This window comes from Sphingomonas sp. 4RDLI-65 (assembly GCF_049472435.1).
Classification (GTDB): Bacteria; Pseudomonadota; Alphaproteobacteria; order Sphingomonadales; family Sphingomonadaceae; genus Sphingomonas.
The window spans coordinates 93,839-111,175 of the sequence record NZ_JBCEBT010000006.1 but is presented as its reverse complement, the minus strand read 5'-3'; the positions used below and the strand labels follow the sequence as shown (position 1 = coordinate 111,175).

The window sequence follows — 17,337 nt, the reverse complement described above, 5'->3', positions numbered from 1 at the left end:
CGGGGAGGTCGCTCAGTCGGTCTCCGCCCGTGGCGCACCGCTCGCGGTGACCGGCTGCGGACCGTTCGCGGTCGCCTCCAGCGTCGAATCCCCGCCGAGCACACGGTACAGCGTCACGCGGTTGCTGGCACCGACCAGCTGCGTCGCGACGAGGTTGCGTTGCGCGGTATACAGCGAGCGTTGCGCGTCGAGCGAGCTGAGGAACGTGTCGATGCCGCCGCGATAGCGTGCGTCGGTCAGGCGGAACGTGTCCTGTGCGGCGGCGGCGAAGTTGACGTTGGCGGCGAGCTGATCGGCGATCGTGCCCTGCCGTGCGAGCGCGTCGGCGGTTTCCTGGAACGCGGTCTGGATCGACTTTTCATAGGTCGCCAGCGCGGCGTCGCGCTGCGCCTTTGTGTAGGCGACGTTGGCGACGCCCGCGCCGGCGCGGAAGATCGGGTAGCTGACCGACGGCGCGACCGAATAGTTGAACGCGCCGCCGGTGAAGAGCGACGACAGCGCGCTGCTGGCGAACCCGAGCAGGCCGGTGAGCGAGACCGTCGGGAACAGTTCCGCACGCGCCGCGCCGATCTCGGCATTGGTGGCGCGCAGTTCGTATTCGGCCTGTACCACGTCCGGGCGACGCAGGAGGATGCGGCTGTCGAGTCCGGCGGGCAGCGTGGCGATCGTCGGCAGCGCGGTCTCGATCGAGGCGGGCAACAACGCGCTGTTCACCGGCGCACCGACGAGCAGTTGCAGCGCGTTGATATCCTGGGCGAGCGCGGTCTTCTGGGTCGCGAGGTCGCTCTGCGCGGTGAACAGGATCTGCTGCGCCTGGCGGAGGTCGGTGCGCGGCGCGACGCCGCCCTTAAGCCGCGCTTCGGTCAGCGTGACGCTGCGCTGCGAACTGGCGACGGTGTCCTGCGCGATCTTCAGCAGGCTCTGGTCCGACGCGTAGGTGAGCCAGGCATCGGCGATGTCGCCGACGAGGGTGAGGCGGGTCGCGCGGGCGGCGGCCTCGGTCTCGAAATAGCGGCTGAGCGCGGCGCCGGTCAGCGAGCGGATACGGCCGAACAGGTCGAGTTCGAACGCAGTGGTACCGAGATCGACCGAGAAGGCGCTGTTCGAGCTGGACGACGAACTGACGACCGTCCCGGTGGAGCCGGTGCCCGTTCCGGTCCCGGTGCCTGTACCAGTTCCGGTTCCCGTTCCCGTCCCGGTGCCCGTGTTGCTCGTCGCGGTGGTGCTCGCGCCGTTGCCGCCGCCCGAATAAGTGTAGCGACCGCTCGCGTCGATCTGCGGGAACAGGTCGCCACGCTGAATGCGGTATTGCGCGCGGGCGGCGGCGATGTTGGCGGCGGCAACGCGGAGATCGCGGTTGTTCGCCAAGGCCTGGACAATGATCTGCTGGAGGCGCGGGTCCCTGAACACGTCGCGGTAGGTGATCGCGGGGAGCGCGGCTTCGGACTGGCGGAGATACGCGTCGCCGACCGGCCATGACGGCGGTGTGGGGAGCTCGGTACGCGCGTATTTCGGTGCGAGCGAGCAGCCGGCGAGCGCGGTCGAGGCGGCGAGGATCAGGACTAGCGAGCGCATCATGCGGGCTCCGGCCGGTGAGGGCCCTGTGGTTCGGGTGGTCCGAGCGGTTCGTTGTGATCGCCGCCGTGGTCGTCATGGCCCTGGAAGCCGGTGGGCTTGCCCCGCAGCTTGGCGATGCCATCGCGCGCGCCGCGGCGGACGAGGACAAAGAACAGCGGGATGTAGAAGATCGCGAGGATCGTCGCGGTCAGCATGCCGCCGACCACTGCGGTCCCGATCGCGATGCGGCTGTTGGCACCCGCACCGGTCGAGAGCGCCAGCGGCAACACGCCGAGGATGAACGCGAACGACGTCATCAGGATCGGGCGCAACCGGATCTTCGCCGCGGACAGTGCCGCCTCGATGACACGCTTGCCCTTCTTCTCCTCCTGCTCGGCGAACTCGATCATCAGGATCGCGTTCTTCGCGGCCAGGCCCATCGTCGTCAGCAGGCCGATCTGGAGATAGACGTCGTTGATCAGCCCGCGCAGAGTCACCGCGAGGATCGCGCCGACCAGGCCGAGCGGGATCACGAGAAGCACCGCGATCGGGATCGTCCAGCTCTCGTAGAGCGCGGCGAGGCAGAGGAAGACGACGAGCAGCGACAGGCCGTAGAGGAACGGCGCCTGACCCGAGGACAGGCGTTCCTGATACGACAGGCCCGACCACGCGACCGAGGTGCCGGGGATCTGCCCCGCAAGCTCGGCGATCCGGTTCATCGCGTCGCCCGAGCTGACGCCGGGCGCGCCCGAGCCCTGGATCTCGTACGAGGCGATGCCGTTGAAGCGCGACAGCGTCGTCGGTGCCTGGCCCCAGCTGGTCTTCGCGAACGACGAGAACGGCGCCATCTGGCCGTTCGATCCGCGCACGAACCACTGGCTGAGATCGGACGGTTGCGCGCGGAACTGCGCGTCGCCCTGGACATAGACGCGCTTCACACGACCGCGGTCGATGAAGTCGTTGACGTATTGCCCGCCCCAGGCGGTCGACAGCGTCGAGTTCACGTTCGCCTGGGTCAGGCCGAGCGTCGACAATTTCTGCTGGTCGGCATCGACGCGCAGCGTGGCCACGTCGGGCAGTTCGGTCAGGCGGATCGCGGTCAGCGACGAGTCGGCGCGGGCGAGCGCGAGCAGCTTGTCGCGCGCGGCGTTGAACTCGATCTGCGTCAGGCCACCGGCGTTCTGCAACTCCATCGTGAAGCCGTTCGACGACCCGAGACCACGCACCGCCGGCGGGACGAGCGAATAGACCTGCGCGTCACGGAAGCCGGCAAAGGCCTTCGAGGCGCGACCGGTGATCGCATCGGCGGTGTTTTCCTTGCCTTTGCGATCATCCCACGGCGCGAACGAGACGAAGCCCTGCCCGGTGTTCTGGCCGCTCGCGCCGCCACCGCCGCCACCGCTGACGGTAAACATCGTGCGGATATTGGCCTTCTCGTTGGTGAAGTAATATTGCTCGATCTGCTTCTGCAGCGCGAAGGTACGGCCTTGCGTGGCGCCCGCGGGAAGCTGGAACTGGACGATGCCCGAGCCCTGGTCCTCGGTCGGCAGGAAGCCCGTCGGCAGCCGCAGGAACAGCACCGCGAGCAATGCGACGACGGCGACGTAGATCAGCAGGAAAATCCACTTCCGGTCGATCACCGACTGGACCGCACTGGTGTATTTCTGCGTGCCCTTCTCGAACCCGCTGTTGAACTTGTCGCCCGCGCGCGTGAAGAAATACGCGACCTTGGGAAATTTGCGTTCGCCCCAGCTCTTCTCGTGGTTGCCCTCGGCGTCCTTCTTCTTCTGCTTGAGCAGAGTCGCGGTGAGCGCGGGGGAGAGGATCAGCGCGACCAGCACCGACAGCACCATCGCCGACACCATCGTCAGCGAGAACTGGCGGTAGATCACGCCGGTCGAGCCACCGAAGAACGCCATCGGCAGGAACACCGCCGACAGCACCAGCGCGATCGCGACCAGCGCGACGGTGATCTCGTTCATTGATTCGATCGTCGCCTCCCGAGGCGTCATCTCGGGATTTTCCTCCATCAGGCGCTCGACGTTCTCGACCACGACGATCGCGTCGTCGACCAGCAGGCCGATCGCGAGCACGAGCCCGAACAGAGTCAACGTGTTGATCGAGAAGCCGGCGAGATAGAACACGCCGAACGTACCGAGCAGCACGACCGGGACCGCGATCGTCGGGATCAGCGTCGCGCGCCAGCTTTGCAGGAACACGAACATGACGATGACGACGAGGATGACGGCTTCGATCAGCGTCTTCACGACCTCGTCGATCGACAGCTTGATGAAGTCGGTGGTGTCGTTGGCGTAGGCGAATTTCAGGCCGGGCGGGAAGCTCTTGGCGGACTTGGCGACGAACGCCTTGACCAGCTCGGCGGTCTTGAGCGCGTCGGCCCCCGGCGCGAGCAGCACCGCGATACCGGCGCCGGGATGCGCGTTGACGCGGCTGCGGGCGTTGTAGTTCTCCGCGCCCAGTTCGATCCGGGCGACGTCGCGCAGCTTGACCACCGCGCTGTCGTTGGTGGTCTTCAGGATGATGTTGGCGAACTGCTCGGGCGTCTGGAGGCGCGACTGCGCGGTGACGGTCGCGTTCAGCATCTGCGTGTCGGGTTGGGGCTGGCCGCCAAGTTCGCCGGCCGCGACTTCTGTGTTCTGCGCCTGGATCGCGGTCGTCACGTCGCTCGGGATCAGCTGATAGCTGGCGAGCTTGTTCGGGTTCAGCCAGATCCGCATCGCGTATTGCGCGCCGAACACGTTGCTGTCGCCGATGCCGGGAATACGGCCGAGCGGGTCCTGCAGGTTCGAAACCAGATAGTCCGAGACGTCCTGGTTGGTCAGCTTGTCGGTCTCGTCGTAGACGCCGACGATCAGGAGGTTGTCCGGGTTCGATTTGCGGACGACTAGGCCCTGCTGCTGGACCTGCGAGGGGAGGCGGGAGAGCGTCTGCTGGACCTGGTTCTGGACCTGGACCTGCGCGATGTCGGGATCGGTGCCCTTCTCGAACGTCACGGTGATCGTCACCGACCCCCGCGACGACGAGGACGAGCTGAAATAGATCAGCCCGTCGATGCCGGTCAGCGATTGCTCGACGACTTGCGTCACGCTGTTCTGGATGGTCTGCGCGTTGGCGCCCGGGAAGGTCGCGCGGACGGTCACCTGTGGAGGCGCGACGTCGGGATATTGCGCGATCGGCAGGCTCATGATCGCGCCGATGCCGCCAAGCATCACGATGATCGCGAGCACCCAGGCGAAGATCGGGCGATCGATGAAGACACGGGACAACATAAGGGCTTAGTCGGCCTTTTTCTGGCTGGACTGGCCGCCTGAGGAGTCATCCTTGGGCGCTTCGATCTTCTGCGCGGTGTTTTCGGGCACCGGCTTCACGCCCTGATTGGGCGCGATCTTCGACAGGCCCTGCGTGATGATCTTGTCGCCGGGATTGAGCCCGCTGGTGACCACCCAGAAGGCGCCCTGGGTGCGGTCCGCCTTGATCTTCTTCTGCACTGCCTTGTTGTTCGCATCGACGACGTAGACCGTCGCATTGCCCTTCGCGTCGCGCGACACGCCCGCCTGCGGCACGAGGAACGCGCGCTGGTTGATCGCCTGCGCGAACTTGGCCTGGACGAACATGCCGGGCAGCAGCAGCCCCTGCGGATTGGGGAAGCGGGCGCGCAGCGTCACGGTGCCGGTCTCGGTGTTGACCAGCGCCTCGGCGAACTGGACGGAGCCGGTCGCGCCGTATTCGCTGCCGTCCTCTAGCGTGAGGCGGACCTCGGCGCGGGTCGCGACGATGCCGTTCTGGCCGAGCGAGCGGCGCAGCGCGAGCAGGTCGCCGGAGGATTGCTGGATGTCGACGAACATCGGATCGAGTCGCTGGATCTGCGCGAGCGGATCGGTCTGCGTCGCGGACACGAGCGCACCGACGGTGAACAGCGAGCGGCCGATGCGCCCGGTGATCGGCGCGGGGACGGTCGTGAACTTGAGGTTGATCTGCGCGGTCTCGAGTGCGGCGCGGGTCTGCGCGACCGAGGCGGTGGCCTGGCGCGAGGTGGCGACCGCGTTGGTGTAATCCTGCTTGCTGATCGCCTCCATCTCGGCGAGCGGCTTGTAGCGCTGGGCGAGAATATTCTGCGCCTGCTGGTTGGCGCGCGCGCTCTGGAGGTTGGCCTGCGCCTCGTTGGCGGCGGCGCGATAGAGGCGCGGGTCGATCTCGTAGAGCGGCTGGCCCTTCTTGACGAGCGTGCCCTCGGTGAAGAAGCGGCGGCGGATGATGCCGGTGACCTGCGGGCGGACGTCCGAGCTTTCGAACGCGGTGGTGCGGCCGCTGAGTTCGGTGGTCATCGCGACGCTGGTCGGCTGGACGACGACATAGCCGACTGTGGGGGTGCCTTGGCCTGGCTGGCCTGCGCGACCTGCCTTGCCCTGAGCCTTGTCGTCACCGCCGGAGCAGGCGGCGAGCGCGAGTGCAGGCACCAGCAGGAGGGCGCACTGCCGCGTGGAAAATCGTGTGGCTATCAAGTTGGTATCCGCTCGCGATCGGTGTGGGCAGCTGTTGGTCGGGCTAAACCACGAGGATGTACCAGAAGTATGTCAGTTGAAAAGCGGGGGTGAGAAATAGGGTAGGAAGAGTAACCTGGTTTGTTTGGTTGCGGGTGAAGCGATCGCCAAACCAAGAAGATTGTTTCCCCGCGAAGGCGGGGATCCAGACTGGGCTCCCGCCTTCGCGGGAGAACAAGGGAAGGGTGTTCGCCCGCGATTGCCCGCACAGCGCGCACCCACAGAACCACCCCGGCGGAGGCCGGGGCCCAATTGGAATGGTCGTGGTAACGAGGGGCTGCGCTCCGTTAAAGACGTCTCCCAATTGGCCCCCGGCCTTCGCCGGGGTGGTGCTTGTTCTCCGGGTCCTCCAAACCAAATTCTCTCGGGTGCGTTGAGCGGTGGATGCCGTAACGAGCCCGGCATGACGGATGGGGTGGGCTGATGGCTTCTATCGATGATGACAAGAAGGCCGCCGCGGTTGCGGCCGTCGCTGAAGTTCGAGAGGGGATGCTCGTCGGCCTTGGGACCGGCTCGACAGCGGCATTCGCGATCCGGGCGCTAGGCGAGCGGGTCGCGCACGGTCTGCAGATCCGCGCGGTCGTCACGTCCGAAGCCTCCGGCAAACTCGCACGCGACGTCGGCATCGACGTCCTCGATTTCGTCGACATTGCCGCCGTCGACCTCACGATAGACGGTGCGGACGAGATCGACTCGCGGTGTTTCGCGATCAAGGGCGCCGGCGGGGCGATGTTGCGCGAGAAGATCGTCGCCGCGAGCTCGGCACGGATGGTCGTGATCGCCGACGGCTCCAAGCGCGTCGACCGGATCGGCGCGGCCAAGCTGCCGGTCGAGGTGCTGCCGTTCGCCATAGCCTATGTGATGCGTGTCCTCGCCGACATGGGTGCCGCGCCTATCATCCGCGACAACTACCGGACGGACCAAGGCAATCTCGTCGTCGACTGCCATTTCGCGACCCTCGAAGATCCCCACGCAACCGCCGCCACCCTCTCCACAATCCCGGGCATTCTCGGGCACGGGCTGTTCCTCGACGAGGTCGACGCCGCGTATATTGCTACGAATGGCATCGTTACGCGACTGGAACGGGCGGGTGCATCCGACTAAAGGCACCCTATGTTGGCAACCAGATCGGATGCGCGGCGTTCGGTCACCGTCTAGAGCGAGGCTTCTTCCATGACCGATACCGCAACCGCCGCCCCCAAGGCGGACCCCATGCTGCACGAGGACGGTTCGCCCGAACGCCTCGCGATCGATACCATCCGCACGCTGTCGATGGACGCGGTGCAGAAGGCCAATTCGGGCCATCCCGGCACGCCGATGGCGCTCGCGCCGGTCGGCTACACGCTCTGGTCGAAGTTCCTGCGCTATGACCCGAAGCATGCCGACTGGCCCAACCGCGACCGTTTCGTGCTGTCGGTCGGCCATGCGTCGATGCTGCTCTATTCGCTGATCCACCTCGCCAAGATCGAAGAGATCGACGCCGAGGGTAACAAGACCGGCAAGGAGGCCGTCAGCCTCGCGGACATCGAGCAGTTCCGTCAGCTGTCGTCGAAGACTCCCGGTCACCCCGAATATCGCCACACCACCGGTGTCGAGACCACGACGGGTCCGCTCGGCCAGGGTTGCGGCAATTCGGTCGGCATGGCGATCGCCGAGCGCTGGCTCGCGGCGCGCTACAACAAGGATGGCTTCACGCTGTTCGACCATGACGTCTACACGATCTGCGGCGACGGCGACATGATGGAGGGCGTTTCGGCCGAGGCTGCGAGCCTCGCCGGCCACCTCAAGCTTTCGAACCTGTGCTGGATCTACGACAGCAACCACATTTCGATCGAGGGCGCGACCGATCTCGCATTCGACGAGGATGTCGGCCTGCGCTTCGACGCCTATGGCTGGAACGTCATCCACATCGACGACGCGAACGATACCGCCGCGCTCAGCCGCGCGATCGAGACGTTCAAGGCGACCAATGACAAGCCGACCTTCATCGTCGTGCATTCGGTGATCGGTTACGGCAGCCCCAAGGCGGGCAGCGAGAAGGCGCATGGCGAGCCGCTCGGCGAAGAGAATATCCGCCTCACCAAGCAGGCTTACGGCTGGCCCGAGGACAAGTCGTTCTACGTGCCCGACGGCGTGATCGAGCATTTCAACGGCGCGATCGCCGAGCGTGGCGCCAAGCTGCGCGACGAGTGGGTCGCGCTGACCGACAAGTATCGTACCGCGTACCCTGAGCTGTCGGCTGAGCTGGACCTGTTGCTCAAGGACGAACTGCCCGAGGGCTGGGATGCCGACATCCCGACCTTCGAGGCGGATGCGAAGGGTGTCGCCAGCCGCGACTCCGGCGGCAAGGTGCTCAACGCGATCGCGGCGAAGGTGCCGTGGCTGATCGGTGGATCCGCCGATCTCGCGCCGTCGACCAAGACCGACATCAAGGGTCAGCCGTCGTTCGAGGCAGAGAACTACGCCGGGCGGAACTTCCACTTCGGCATCCGCGAACATGGCATGGGCGCGATCGTCAACGGCATGGCGCTGTCGCATTTGCGTTCGTACGGCTCCACCTTCCTGGTGTTCGCCGACTATATGCGCGCGCCGGTGCGCCTGTCGGCGATCATGGAAGTCGGCGCGATCTGGGTGTTTACGCACGACTCGATCGGTGTCGGCGAGGACGGCCCGACGCACCAGCCGATCGAGCATCTCGCCACGCTGCGCGCGATCCCCGGTCTCGACACGATCCGTCCGAGCGACGCGAACGAAGTCGTCGCGGCATGGAAGGCGGTCCTGAAGGACGCCAGCACGCCGGCCGCGCTGATCATGTCGCGCCAGGCTCTGCCGACGCTCGACCGCACCAAATATGCGAGCGCCGACGGGCTCGAAAAGGGCGGCTATGTCCTCGCGGATAGCGATGGCACGCCCGACGTGATCCTGATCGCGACCGGCAGCGAAGTGTCGCTGGTCGTCGAGGCGCACGAGAAGCTGACTGCGGACGGCGTGAAGAGCCGGGTCGTGTCGATGCCGAGCTGGTATCGCTACGAATTGCAGGACGCCGCGTACAAGGAAAGCGTGCTGCCGCGCGAAGTGCGCGCGCGCGTTGCGGTCGAGATGGCCGGGTCGATCGGGTGGGACCGCTATGTTGGGCTCGACGGCGCGACCGTGACGATGTCGACCTTCGGTGCCTCGGCACCGCTCGCCAAGCTGCAGGACAAGTTCGGGTTCACCGTCGACAATGTCGTCAAGGTCGCCCGCCAAGTGATGGAGACCAAGTGATGGGTGCGCTCAACGATCTCGAAGGCTTCGGCCAGGCGGTATGGCTCGATTTCGTCGACCGGAAGTTCCTGGAGGCCGGTGGTCTCCAGAAGCTGGTCGACGAGGACGGACTGACCGGCGTCACGTCGAACCCGTCGATCTTCGAAAAGGCGATGGGTCACGGCGATGCCTATGACGCGACGCTGGCCGAATACGACAAGCAGCATCCCGGCGCGGCGACGATCGATCGCTACGAGCATCTCGCGATCCAGGACATCAAGGCGGCGGCGGAGACGTTGAAGCCGGTCTACGACAAGCTCGACGCGAAGGACGGCTATGTCAGCCTCGAGGTGTCGCCGTATATCTCGGACGATACCGACGCGACGATCGCGGAGGCGAAGAAGCTGTGGGCCGCGGTCGACCGGCCGAACCTGATGATCAAGATCCCGGGGACACTCGCGGGTGGTCCGGCGATCTCGTCGACGATCGCCAGCGGGATCAACGTCAACGTGACGCTGCTGTTCGCGCTCGACGCCTACATCCGCGTCGCCGAGGCATATGCCGCGGGGCTCGAGGAGCGCGTCAAGCAGGGGCAGCCGATCGACAAGATCGCCAGCGTCGCCAGCTTCTTCGTCAGCCGGATCGATTCGTCGATCGACAAGGAGATCGATGCGCGTCTTGAGAAGGGCGATGCCGAGGCCGAAGCGCTGAAGGCGGTCCGCGGCAAGGTCGCGATCGCGAACGCGAAGATGGCGTATCAATGGTATCTCGATTTCCTCAAGTCGGATCGTTGGCAGGCGCTCGCCGCCAAGGGTGCGCAGCCGCAGCGGCTGTTGTGGGCGTCGACCGGGGTGAAGGATCCGAGCTATCCCGACACGCTCTACATCGACACGCTGATCGGCAAGGACACGGTCAACACGATGCCGCCGAAGACGATGGACGCGTTTCGCGACCATGGCACCGCGGCGGAGACGATCACGCAGGATGTGGAGGGCGCGAAGCATACGCTCGCCGAAGCTGAGCGGCTGGGGCTCGACCTGAATGGCGTGACCGGCAAGCTGGTCGAGGAAGGCGTGGCGTCGTTCGTGAAGGCGTTCGACGACCTGCTCGGCTCGATCGCCAAGAAGCAGCCCGCAACGGCGTAACGCAACTTTTCCGTTCGTGCCGAGTAGGGATCGAGCGAAGTCGAGAGACCGTATCGAGGTACATGTCCTTCGATACGTCGTCTCGACAAGCTCGACGTCTACTCGGGACGAACGGCAGTTATTTTTCCAGCGAAAGCGCGGAGTGAAATCATGAAGATCGGACTGATCGGCCTCGGCCGGATGGGCGGCAATATCGCGCGCCGGTTGATGAAGAACGGCCATGAGGTCGTCGCCTATGATCGCGATGCGGAGGCGGTAAAGAAGCTCGCTGCCGACGGCGCGGAGGGCGCCGACTCGCTCGACGACATGCGCGCCAAGCTCGCGAGCCCGGCGATCTGGTGGGTGATGGTGCCCGCAGGCGAGCCCACCGAGCAGACCGTCCAGGCGATCGCCGCGAAGGCTAACGACGGCGACATCATCATCGATGGCGGCAACAGCTTCTACAAGGACGACGTCCGTCGCGCGAAGGAACTCGCTGAGAAGGGTATCCGCTATGTCGACGTCGGCACGTCGGGCGGCGTGTGGGGCCTCGAGCGCGGCTATTGCATGATGATCGGCGGCGAGAAGGATACGGTCGACTATCTCGATCCGATCTTCGAGACGCTGGCACCTGGGCTGGGCGACATCGTCCGCACGCCGGGCCGCGTCGAGGGTCAGGCCGATCCACGCGCCGAGAAAGGCTATATCCACGCGGGTCCTCCGGGCGCCGGCCACTTCGTCAAGATGGTTCATAACGGCATCGAATACGGCCTGATGCAGGCCTATGCCGAGGGCTTCGACATCCTCAAGGGCAAGTTGGGCGAGCATGTCGCGGAGGACCAGCGCTTCGACATCAACCTGACCGACGTCGCCGAAGTGTGGCGTCGCGGCAGCGTGATCTCGTCGTGGCTGCTCGACCTGTCGGCGATCGCGCTGGCGAAGGACGGCACGCTTGAAGGATTCAGCGGCAGCGTCGCGGACTCCGGCGAGGGCCAGTGGACGATCGACGCGGCGATGGAGGAGAAGGTGCCGGCAAACGTGCTGAGCGCGGCGCTGTATGCGCGCTATCGCAGCCGCGTGGACCACACGTTCGGCGACAAGCTGTTGTCGGCGATGCGCTATGGCTTTGGCGGTCATGTCGAGATGCCGCAGTGAGCGCGATCAAGCTCCTCGTCTCCGATGTCGACGGGACGCTCGTCGACAAGGAGAAGAAGGTCGCGCCCGCCACTGTCGATGCGGTCAAGCGGTTGAAGGCGGCGGGCCTTGGTTTCACGATCATCAGCGCACGGCCGCGCTCGGGGATGATGCCGATCGCGGAGCTGCTTGGCATCGACGAGCCGATGGGCGCGTTCAATGGCGGGATCGTGTTCAAGCGTGACGGCACCGTGATCGAGCATCACATGATCGACGTCGATGTCGTGCGCGGCGCGATGGAGATCGTTGGCGATGCCCCGGTCGATACATGGTTCTTTGCGGATGACGTGTGGTATGCGAGCACCGATCAGGGCGGGCATGTCGGTAGCGAGCGGAAAGCGTCGGCGCAGGATCCGGTGATCGTGTCCGATTTTTCCGATCTGCTGGCTAAGGCGGACAAGGTCACGTTCGTCAGTGATGACGAGGACCTGTTGCGCGACCTGCATGCGAAAGTCGCGGCGAAGTTCGACGCGCAGGCGACGATCGTCCAGTCGCAGACCTATTATCTCGACATCACGCCGGTGGCCGGCAACAAGGGCAGTGGCATCGAGGAACTGGCAGACGCGTTCGGCATATCCCTGACCGAGACCGCGGCGATCGGCGATCAGGCGAACGACATCGCGATGCTCAAGCGCGCCAAGCTGGCGATCGCGATGGGCAACGCGCCGCAGAATGTCCGCGACGTTGCGCACGAGATTACCAGCGCGAACGATGCCGACGGCGTCGCACACGCGATCGACAATTTTATCCTTACTGGAGTTTCCGCATGAAAGAGTTGGTTGCCTTCGACCTCGATGGAACGCTGGCCGAGAGCAAGCAGCCCTTGCAGGAGCCGATGGGCGAGGCGTTGGCGAACCTGCTCGACGTCGCGCATGTCGCGGTGATCTCGGGTGGCGACTGGCCGCAGTTCGAGAAGCAGGTCGCGTCGCGGCTGCCCGAGCGGGCGGATCGTACCAAGCTTTGGTTGATGCCAACGACGGGGACCAAGCTGTACCGGTTCGATGGCGAATGGCGCGCGGTGTATGCCGAGCTGTTCGAGGACGACGAGAAGCAGAAGATCCTCAAGGCGTTCGACGAGTCGTTGGAGGCTACCGGCTTCGTGCCGGAGAAGACCTGGGGCGAGCGGATCGAGGATCGGGGTAGCCAGATCACGTTCTCGGCACTCGGCCAGGAAGCGCCGATCGATGCCAAGCACAGCTGGGATCCCGATTTCGCCAAGCGCAAGGTGATCCAGGCGGATCTGCGCAAGCGCCTGCCGGGGTTGTCGATCAACATGGGTGGCGCGACCTCGATCGACATCACGCGTGAGGGTGTCGACAAGGCGTATGGTTTGAAGAAGCTCAACGAGGCCAGTGGCATCGCGCTCGACAAGATGATGTTCATCGGCGACGCGATCTTCCCGGGTGGGAACGACTATCCGGCGGAGCAGCTTGGGCTGGACGTCGTGAAGGTGAAGAACGTCGACGGCACGCTGGCGGCGATCGCCGGGATCGTCGCGTGTCTGAAGTGATGGCATGAGCGTCGCTTTCCGTCGCGAGAGTGACGAGGAACATCTCGAGCCGAAGTTCGAACAGCCGATCGCGCCGGGACCTAATCTGGTCACGGCGCGGGGATTGCGGTTGATTGGCGAGCGGGTGGTCGCGATCGAGGCTGCGGTCGCAGCGGAGACGGACGAGGAGGCTCGGAAGCTTCTGCTGCGCGATCTGCGCTATTGGCATACGCGGCAGACGACGGCCGAGATTGCGCCGTCGCCGGAAGAGGACGAGGTCGGGATCGGCTCGCGGGTGCGCGTTCGGATGAACGGGGCGGAGCGGGTTATCTCTATCGTCGGTGGCGACGAAGCCGAGCCTGGCGAGGACCGGCTGGCGTTCTCTGCACCGTTGGCGCGTGCGCTGATGGGGGCTGCGGTTGGCGAGACGGTGGCGTTTGCGGACAAGGCGGACGCGATCGAGGTGCTGGCGATCGACAAGGATGATGGCTGATGGCTGAGGCGAAATTCGAGCGGCATCGTCAGGCTTGGACGCAGGACGAAATCCAGAAGCTTCATACCTTGGCCAAGAAGGGCATGGCGTTAAAGGCGATCGCCAAGGCGCTTACCCGGAGCGAGGAGTCGGTGAAGGTTCGGGCGAAGGAAGATTCGTTGAACATCGCCAAGTTGCGGTAGTTTGGGGCGTGCTTAGCCCTCTCCCCTTCGGGGAGAGGGTTGGGTGAGGGGCTGTTCTGGGCGATGCACTGCTTGGCKGSCCCTCACCCCAGCCCTCTCCCCGGAGGGGAGAGGGAGCAGGAGTGCGGTGAGCCGCCCTGCAAAATAACTGAAGCTTGACCAACCGAAGGCACCACCCCGGCGAAGGCCGGGGCCCAGTTGGAAAGGTCGCTGTAACGAGGGGCAACCTGCGCCACTGCCGGCCCCCAACTGGGCCCCGGCCTTCGCCGGGGTGGGGCAATCCCCATGTAAGGCGTTAGTGGACGCGGGAGCAGATCACCACCTTTGTGGGCAATTCCAAACACGCTACAGCGGCCACCCCTTCTTGTTCTCCCGCGAAGGCGGGAGTCCAGTCTGGGTCCCCGCCTTCGCGGGGAAACATTCTTAATTGGCAGCTGCTGACCGAAGCAGCACGGAGCGACACTTGTCCGACTACGACGCGATAATCCTCGGCGCAGGCGCAGCCGGTCTCATGTGCGCCGCCGTCGCCGGCCAGCGCGGGCGGAAGATCCTGCTCGTCGATCATGCGGACCAGGCCGGCAAAAAGATTCTCATCTCCGGCGGCGGGCGGTGCAACTTCACCAACGTCCACACCGCCGCCGATCGCTACATCTCCGCGAACCCGCACTTCGCCAAGTCCGCGCTCGGCCGTTACACCGCTCAGGACTTTATCGCGCTCGTCGAGTCCTATGGGATCGCGTGGCACGAGAAGACGCTGGGGCAACTCTTCTGCGACGGCTCCGCGAAGCAGATCGTCGAAATGCTGCTCGACGAATGCGACAAGGGGCGGGTCGACCTGTCGCTCGGCCGCGCGGTCACAGGGGTTGACCACGCCGACGGGCAGTACCGCGTGTCGCTCGACGGTCGCACCGTCACCGCCCCCGCTTTGGTCATCGCAACCGGAGGCCCATCGATCCCGAAGATGGGCGCGACCGGGTTCGCCTATGATCTCGCGCGGCAGTTCGGGCTGAAGGTCGTCGAACCACGCCCCGCACTTGTCCCGCTGACGCTGGGCGGCGATGAAATCCTGTTCCGCGAACTGTCTGGGGTCGCCGCCGACGTGGTTGCCACCGCAGGCAAGACCGCGTTTCGCGAGGCCGCGCTGTTCACGCACCGGGGGCTGTCGGGCCCCGCGATCCTCCAAGCATCGTCCTATTGGCGCAACGGCCAGCCGATCGGGATCGATTTCCTCCCCAATCGCGAGTCCGGCTGGCTCCCCGCCGCCAAGCGTACCACGCCGCGCGCGACTCTCCGGAAACTGCTTGGCAGCACGCTGCCGGACCGACTCGCGGAGACTTTGAGCGAGCGATTGGGCATGGGCGGCGAAATTTCCACGCTCACCGACCGCAAGCTCCAGGACGCCGAACGTGCGCTAAGTCATTGGCAATTCACGCCAAATGGCTCAGAAGGCTATTCCAAGGCCGAGGTCACCGCTGGCGGAATCAGCACTGCGGAACTATCTTCGCAAACAATGCAAGCCAAACGCGTACCAATGTTGTATGCGGTCGGCGAAGCGGTCGATGTCACAGGGTGGCTCGGCGGCTACAACTTCCAATGGGCATGGGCGAGCGGGTGGGCCGCGGGCCAAGTCCTGTAGGGACCACCACGCCAGTGCTTTGCCGTAGCGTCAAGCCGGCCACCAATTAGGACGTACATGCCTTTTACAAATATTCCGTCGCTTCTTTCCGAGGCGCTCGAAGCGCGCGGCTATACCGCGCTCACCCCCGTTCAGGCTCATGTGATCGAGGACAATGCGATCGGTCGCGACCTCGTCGTGTCGGCGCAGACCGGCTCGGGCAAGACCGTGGCGTTCGGCCTGGCGATGGCCGGCGAACTGCTCGGTGATGCCGGCGAGGACGGCGTCCAGCGCCTGCCCGCGCCGCACAAGCCGCTCGTCCTCTGCATCGCGCCGACTCGCGAGCTCGCGCTCCAGGTCAGCCGTGAGCTGATGTGGCTTTATGCCAAGGCCGGTGCGCGCATTTCGACCTGCGTCGGCGGGATGGACGCCTCGAAGGAGCGTCGTTCGCTCGCCCACGGCGCGCATATCGTCGTCGGCACGCCGGGCCGTCTGCGCGATCACCTCGAGCGTGGCGCGCTCGACCTGTCGGCCCTCAAGGTCGCGGTGCTCGACGAGGCCGACGAGATGCTCGACATGGGCTTCCGCGAAGACCTCGAGCAGATCCTCGACGCGTCGCCTGAAGCGCGCCGCACGCTGCTGTTTTCGGCGACGATGCCGCGGCCGATCGTCGCACTCGCCAAGCGCTATCAGAAGGATGCGCTGCGGATCTCGACCGTCGGCGAGGATCGCGGTCATGGCGATATCTCGTACCAGGCCGTCACGGTCTCGCCGTCCGAGATCGAGCATGCGGTGATCAACCTGCTGCGCTTCCACGAGGCGGAGACGGCGATGCTGTTCTGCGCGACGCGTGATAACGTGCGTCACCTGCACGCGAGCCTGGTCGAGCGTGGCTTTGCCGCCGTGGCGCTTTCGGGCGAGCATTCGCAGAACGAGCGTAACGCGGCGCTTCAGGCGCTGCGCGACCGTCGCGCTCGCGTTTGCGTTGCCACCGATGTTGCGGCTCGCGGGATCGATCTGCCGACGCTGTCGCTGGTCGTCCATGTCGAACTGCCGCGTGACGCCGAGACGCTCCAGCATCGCTCGGGTCGTACCGGTCGCGCCGGCAAGAAGGGCACCGCCGTCCTGATCGTGCCGTTTCCGCGTCGCCGTCGCGTCGAGATGATGCTCCGTGGTGCGAAGATCAACGCGGAGTGGGTCAACGCCCCGACCGCGGAGGACATCCGCAAGAACGATCACGAGCGGCTGATCGGCATGCTGTTGCAGCCGGTCGAGGTCGAGGAGGAGGATCGCGCGCTCGCCGTCCGCCTGATGGCCGAGAAGACCCCGGAGGATATCGCTGCGGCACTGGTGCACATGCACCGCGCGACGATGCCGCAGGCCGAGGATCTGATCGACCAGAGCAAGCAGCCGACGCAGGACGAGCGTTCGCAGGGGCCGCGCGCAGGCTTCGAGGACACCGTCTGGTTCCGGATGGACATCGGTCGTCGCCAGAACGCCGATCCGCGCTGGATCCTGCCGCTGATCTGCCGTCGCGGGCACATCACCAAGTCGGAGATCGGTGCGATCCGGATCGGGCCGAACGAGACCGCGTTCGAGATTCCCCGCGCGGTGGCGTCGCGGTTCTCGGCGGCGATCCAGCGTACGGCACAGGCTGGCGAAGAAGAGAGCGGCGTGGCGATCGAGGCAATGCAAGGTGCGCCGGAGAGCGGTGCGCGGCATGATGGCGGTGGCGGTCGCAGCAATGCGAACGGCCCGCGTTCGACGCTGCACCGTGCGGCGCCCCGTGGTGGTCCGGCGCCTGCGCGCAAGCCGCCGTACCGCGGTAATCGCGACCGGACCTGAGGGATCGGATTCACGAACGTGTGAGTGCGACCT

At 65.5% G+C, this 17,337-nt stretch carries 13 protein-coding genes; 10 read left to right on the top strand and 3 right to left on the bottom strand.

Translation table 11 applies throughout. From position 1 onward, the window contains the following. Positions 1-12: 12 nt before the first annotated feature. From VH567_RS14045 to VH567_RS14035, 3 genes are read right to left on the bottom strand one after another with little or no spacing between them, the layout of a single operon-like run. Positions 13-1,578, bottom strand: a complete 1,566-nt coding sequence (locus VH567_RS14045; RefSeq protein WP_423326877.1) for an efflux transporter outer membrane subunit — start codon at positions 1,576-1,578, stop codon at positions 13-15. Beyond that, the gene (locus VH567_RS14040) at positions 1,575-4,847 is read right to left on the bottom strand and encodes a multidrug efflux RND transporter permease subunit (protein ID WP_423326876.1); all 3,273 of its coding nucleotides are present in this window, start codon (positions 4,845-4,847) and stop codon (positions 1,575-1,577) included. Before VH567_RS14040 ends, VH567_RS14045 begins: the two co-directional genes overlap by 4 nt. A gap of 6 nt (positions 4,848-4,853) precedes the next feature. After that, positions 4,854-6,077, bottom strand: a complete 1,224-nt coding sequence (locus tag VH567_RS14035) for an efflux RND transporter periplasmic adaptor subunit (protein WP_423326945.1) — start codon at positions 6,075-6,077, stop codon at positions 4,854-4,856. Positions 6,078-6,542: 465 nt separating this feature from the next. Here VH567_RS14035 and rpiA point away from each other — a divergent pair, with 465 nt between their 5' ends. The 10 genes from rpiA (at position 6,543) to VH567_RS13985 (ending at position 17,304) form a co-directional block, all read left to right on the top strand. Further along, positions 6,543-7,223, top strand: a complete 681-nt coding sequence (gene rpiA, locus VH567_RS14030; RefSeq protein ID WP_423326875.1) for a ribose-5-phosphate isomerase RpiA — start codon at positions 6,543-6,545, stop codon at positions 7,221-7,223. 69 nt (positions 7,224-7,292) lie between these two features. After that, entirely contained in the window at positions 7,293-9,383 is a 2,091-nt protein-coding gene (gene tkt / locus VH567_RS14025) for a transketolase (RefSeq protein WP_423326874.1), read from the top strand. Next, positions 9,383-10,507 (top strand): transaldolase, encoded by a 1,125-nt coding sequence (gene tal / locus VH567_RS14020; protein ID WP_423326873.1) that lies wholly within the window; start codon positions 9,383-9,385, stop codon positions 10,505-10,507. Before tkt ends, tal begins: the two co-directional genes overlap by 1 nt. A gap of 150 nt (positions 10,508-10,657) precedes the next feature. Beyond that, positions 10,658-11,641, top strand: a complete 984-nt coding sequence (gene gnd, locus VH567_RS14015) for a phosphogluconate dehydrogenase (NAD(+)-dependent, decarboxylating) (RefSeq protein WP_423326872.1) — start codon at positions 10,658-10,660, stop codon at positions 11,639-11,641. Continuing rightward, positions 11,638-12,450 carry a Cof-type HAD-IIB family hydrolase gene (locus VH567_RS14010; protein ID WP_423326871.1) on the top strand — a complete coding sequence of 271 codons (813 nt, stop codon included), beginning with the start codon at positions 11,638-11,640 and terminating at the stop codon, positions 12,448-12,450. The genes gnd and VH567_RS14010 overlap by 4 nt, the downstream gene beginning before the upstream one ends. Next, complete coding sequence (locus VH567_RS14005) at positions 12,447-13,190, top strand: HAD-IIB family hydrolase (RefSeq protein ID WP_307086933.1); 744 nt, start codon at positions 12,447-12,449, stop codon at positions 13,188-13,190. The genes VH567_RS14010 and VH567_RS14005 overlap by 4 nt, the downstream gene beginning before the upstream one ends. A 4-nt stretch (positions 13,191-13,194) precedes the next feature. Then, the gene (locus VH567_RS14000; RefSeq protein WP_423326870.1) at positions 13,195-13,662 is read left to right on the top strand and encodes a GreA/GreB family elongation factor; all 468 of its coding nucleotides are present in this window, start codon (positions 13,195-13,197) and stop codon (positions 13,660-13,662) included. Then, positions 13,662-13,844, top strand: a complete 183-nt coding sequence (locus VH567_RS13995; RefSeq protein ID WP_055881387.1) for a hypothetical protein — start codon at positions 13,662-13,664, stop codon at positions 13,842-13,844. The genes VH567_RS14000 and VH567_RS13995 overlap by 1 nt, the downstream gene beginning before the upstream one ends. Before the next feature lie 463 nt (positions 13,845-14,307). Beyond that, a complete protein-coding gene (locus VH567_RS13990; protein ID WP_423326869.1) occupies positions 14,308-15,480 on the top strand; it encodes an NAD(P)/FAD-dependent oxidoreductase in 1,173 nt (390 codons plus the stop codon). A 57-nt stretch (positions 15,481-15,537) separates the two neighbouring features. Next, positions 15,538-17,304, top strand: coding sequence for a DEAD/DEAH box helicase (locus VH567_RS13985; RefSeq protein WP_423326868.1), 1,767 nt, complete (start codon positions 15,538-15,540; stop codon positions 17,302-17,304). Positions 17,305-17,337 lie beyond the last annotated feature (33 nt).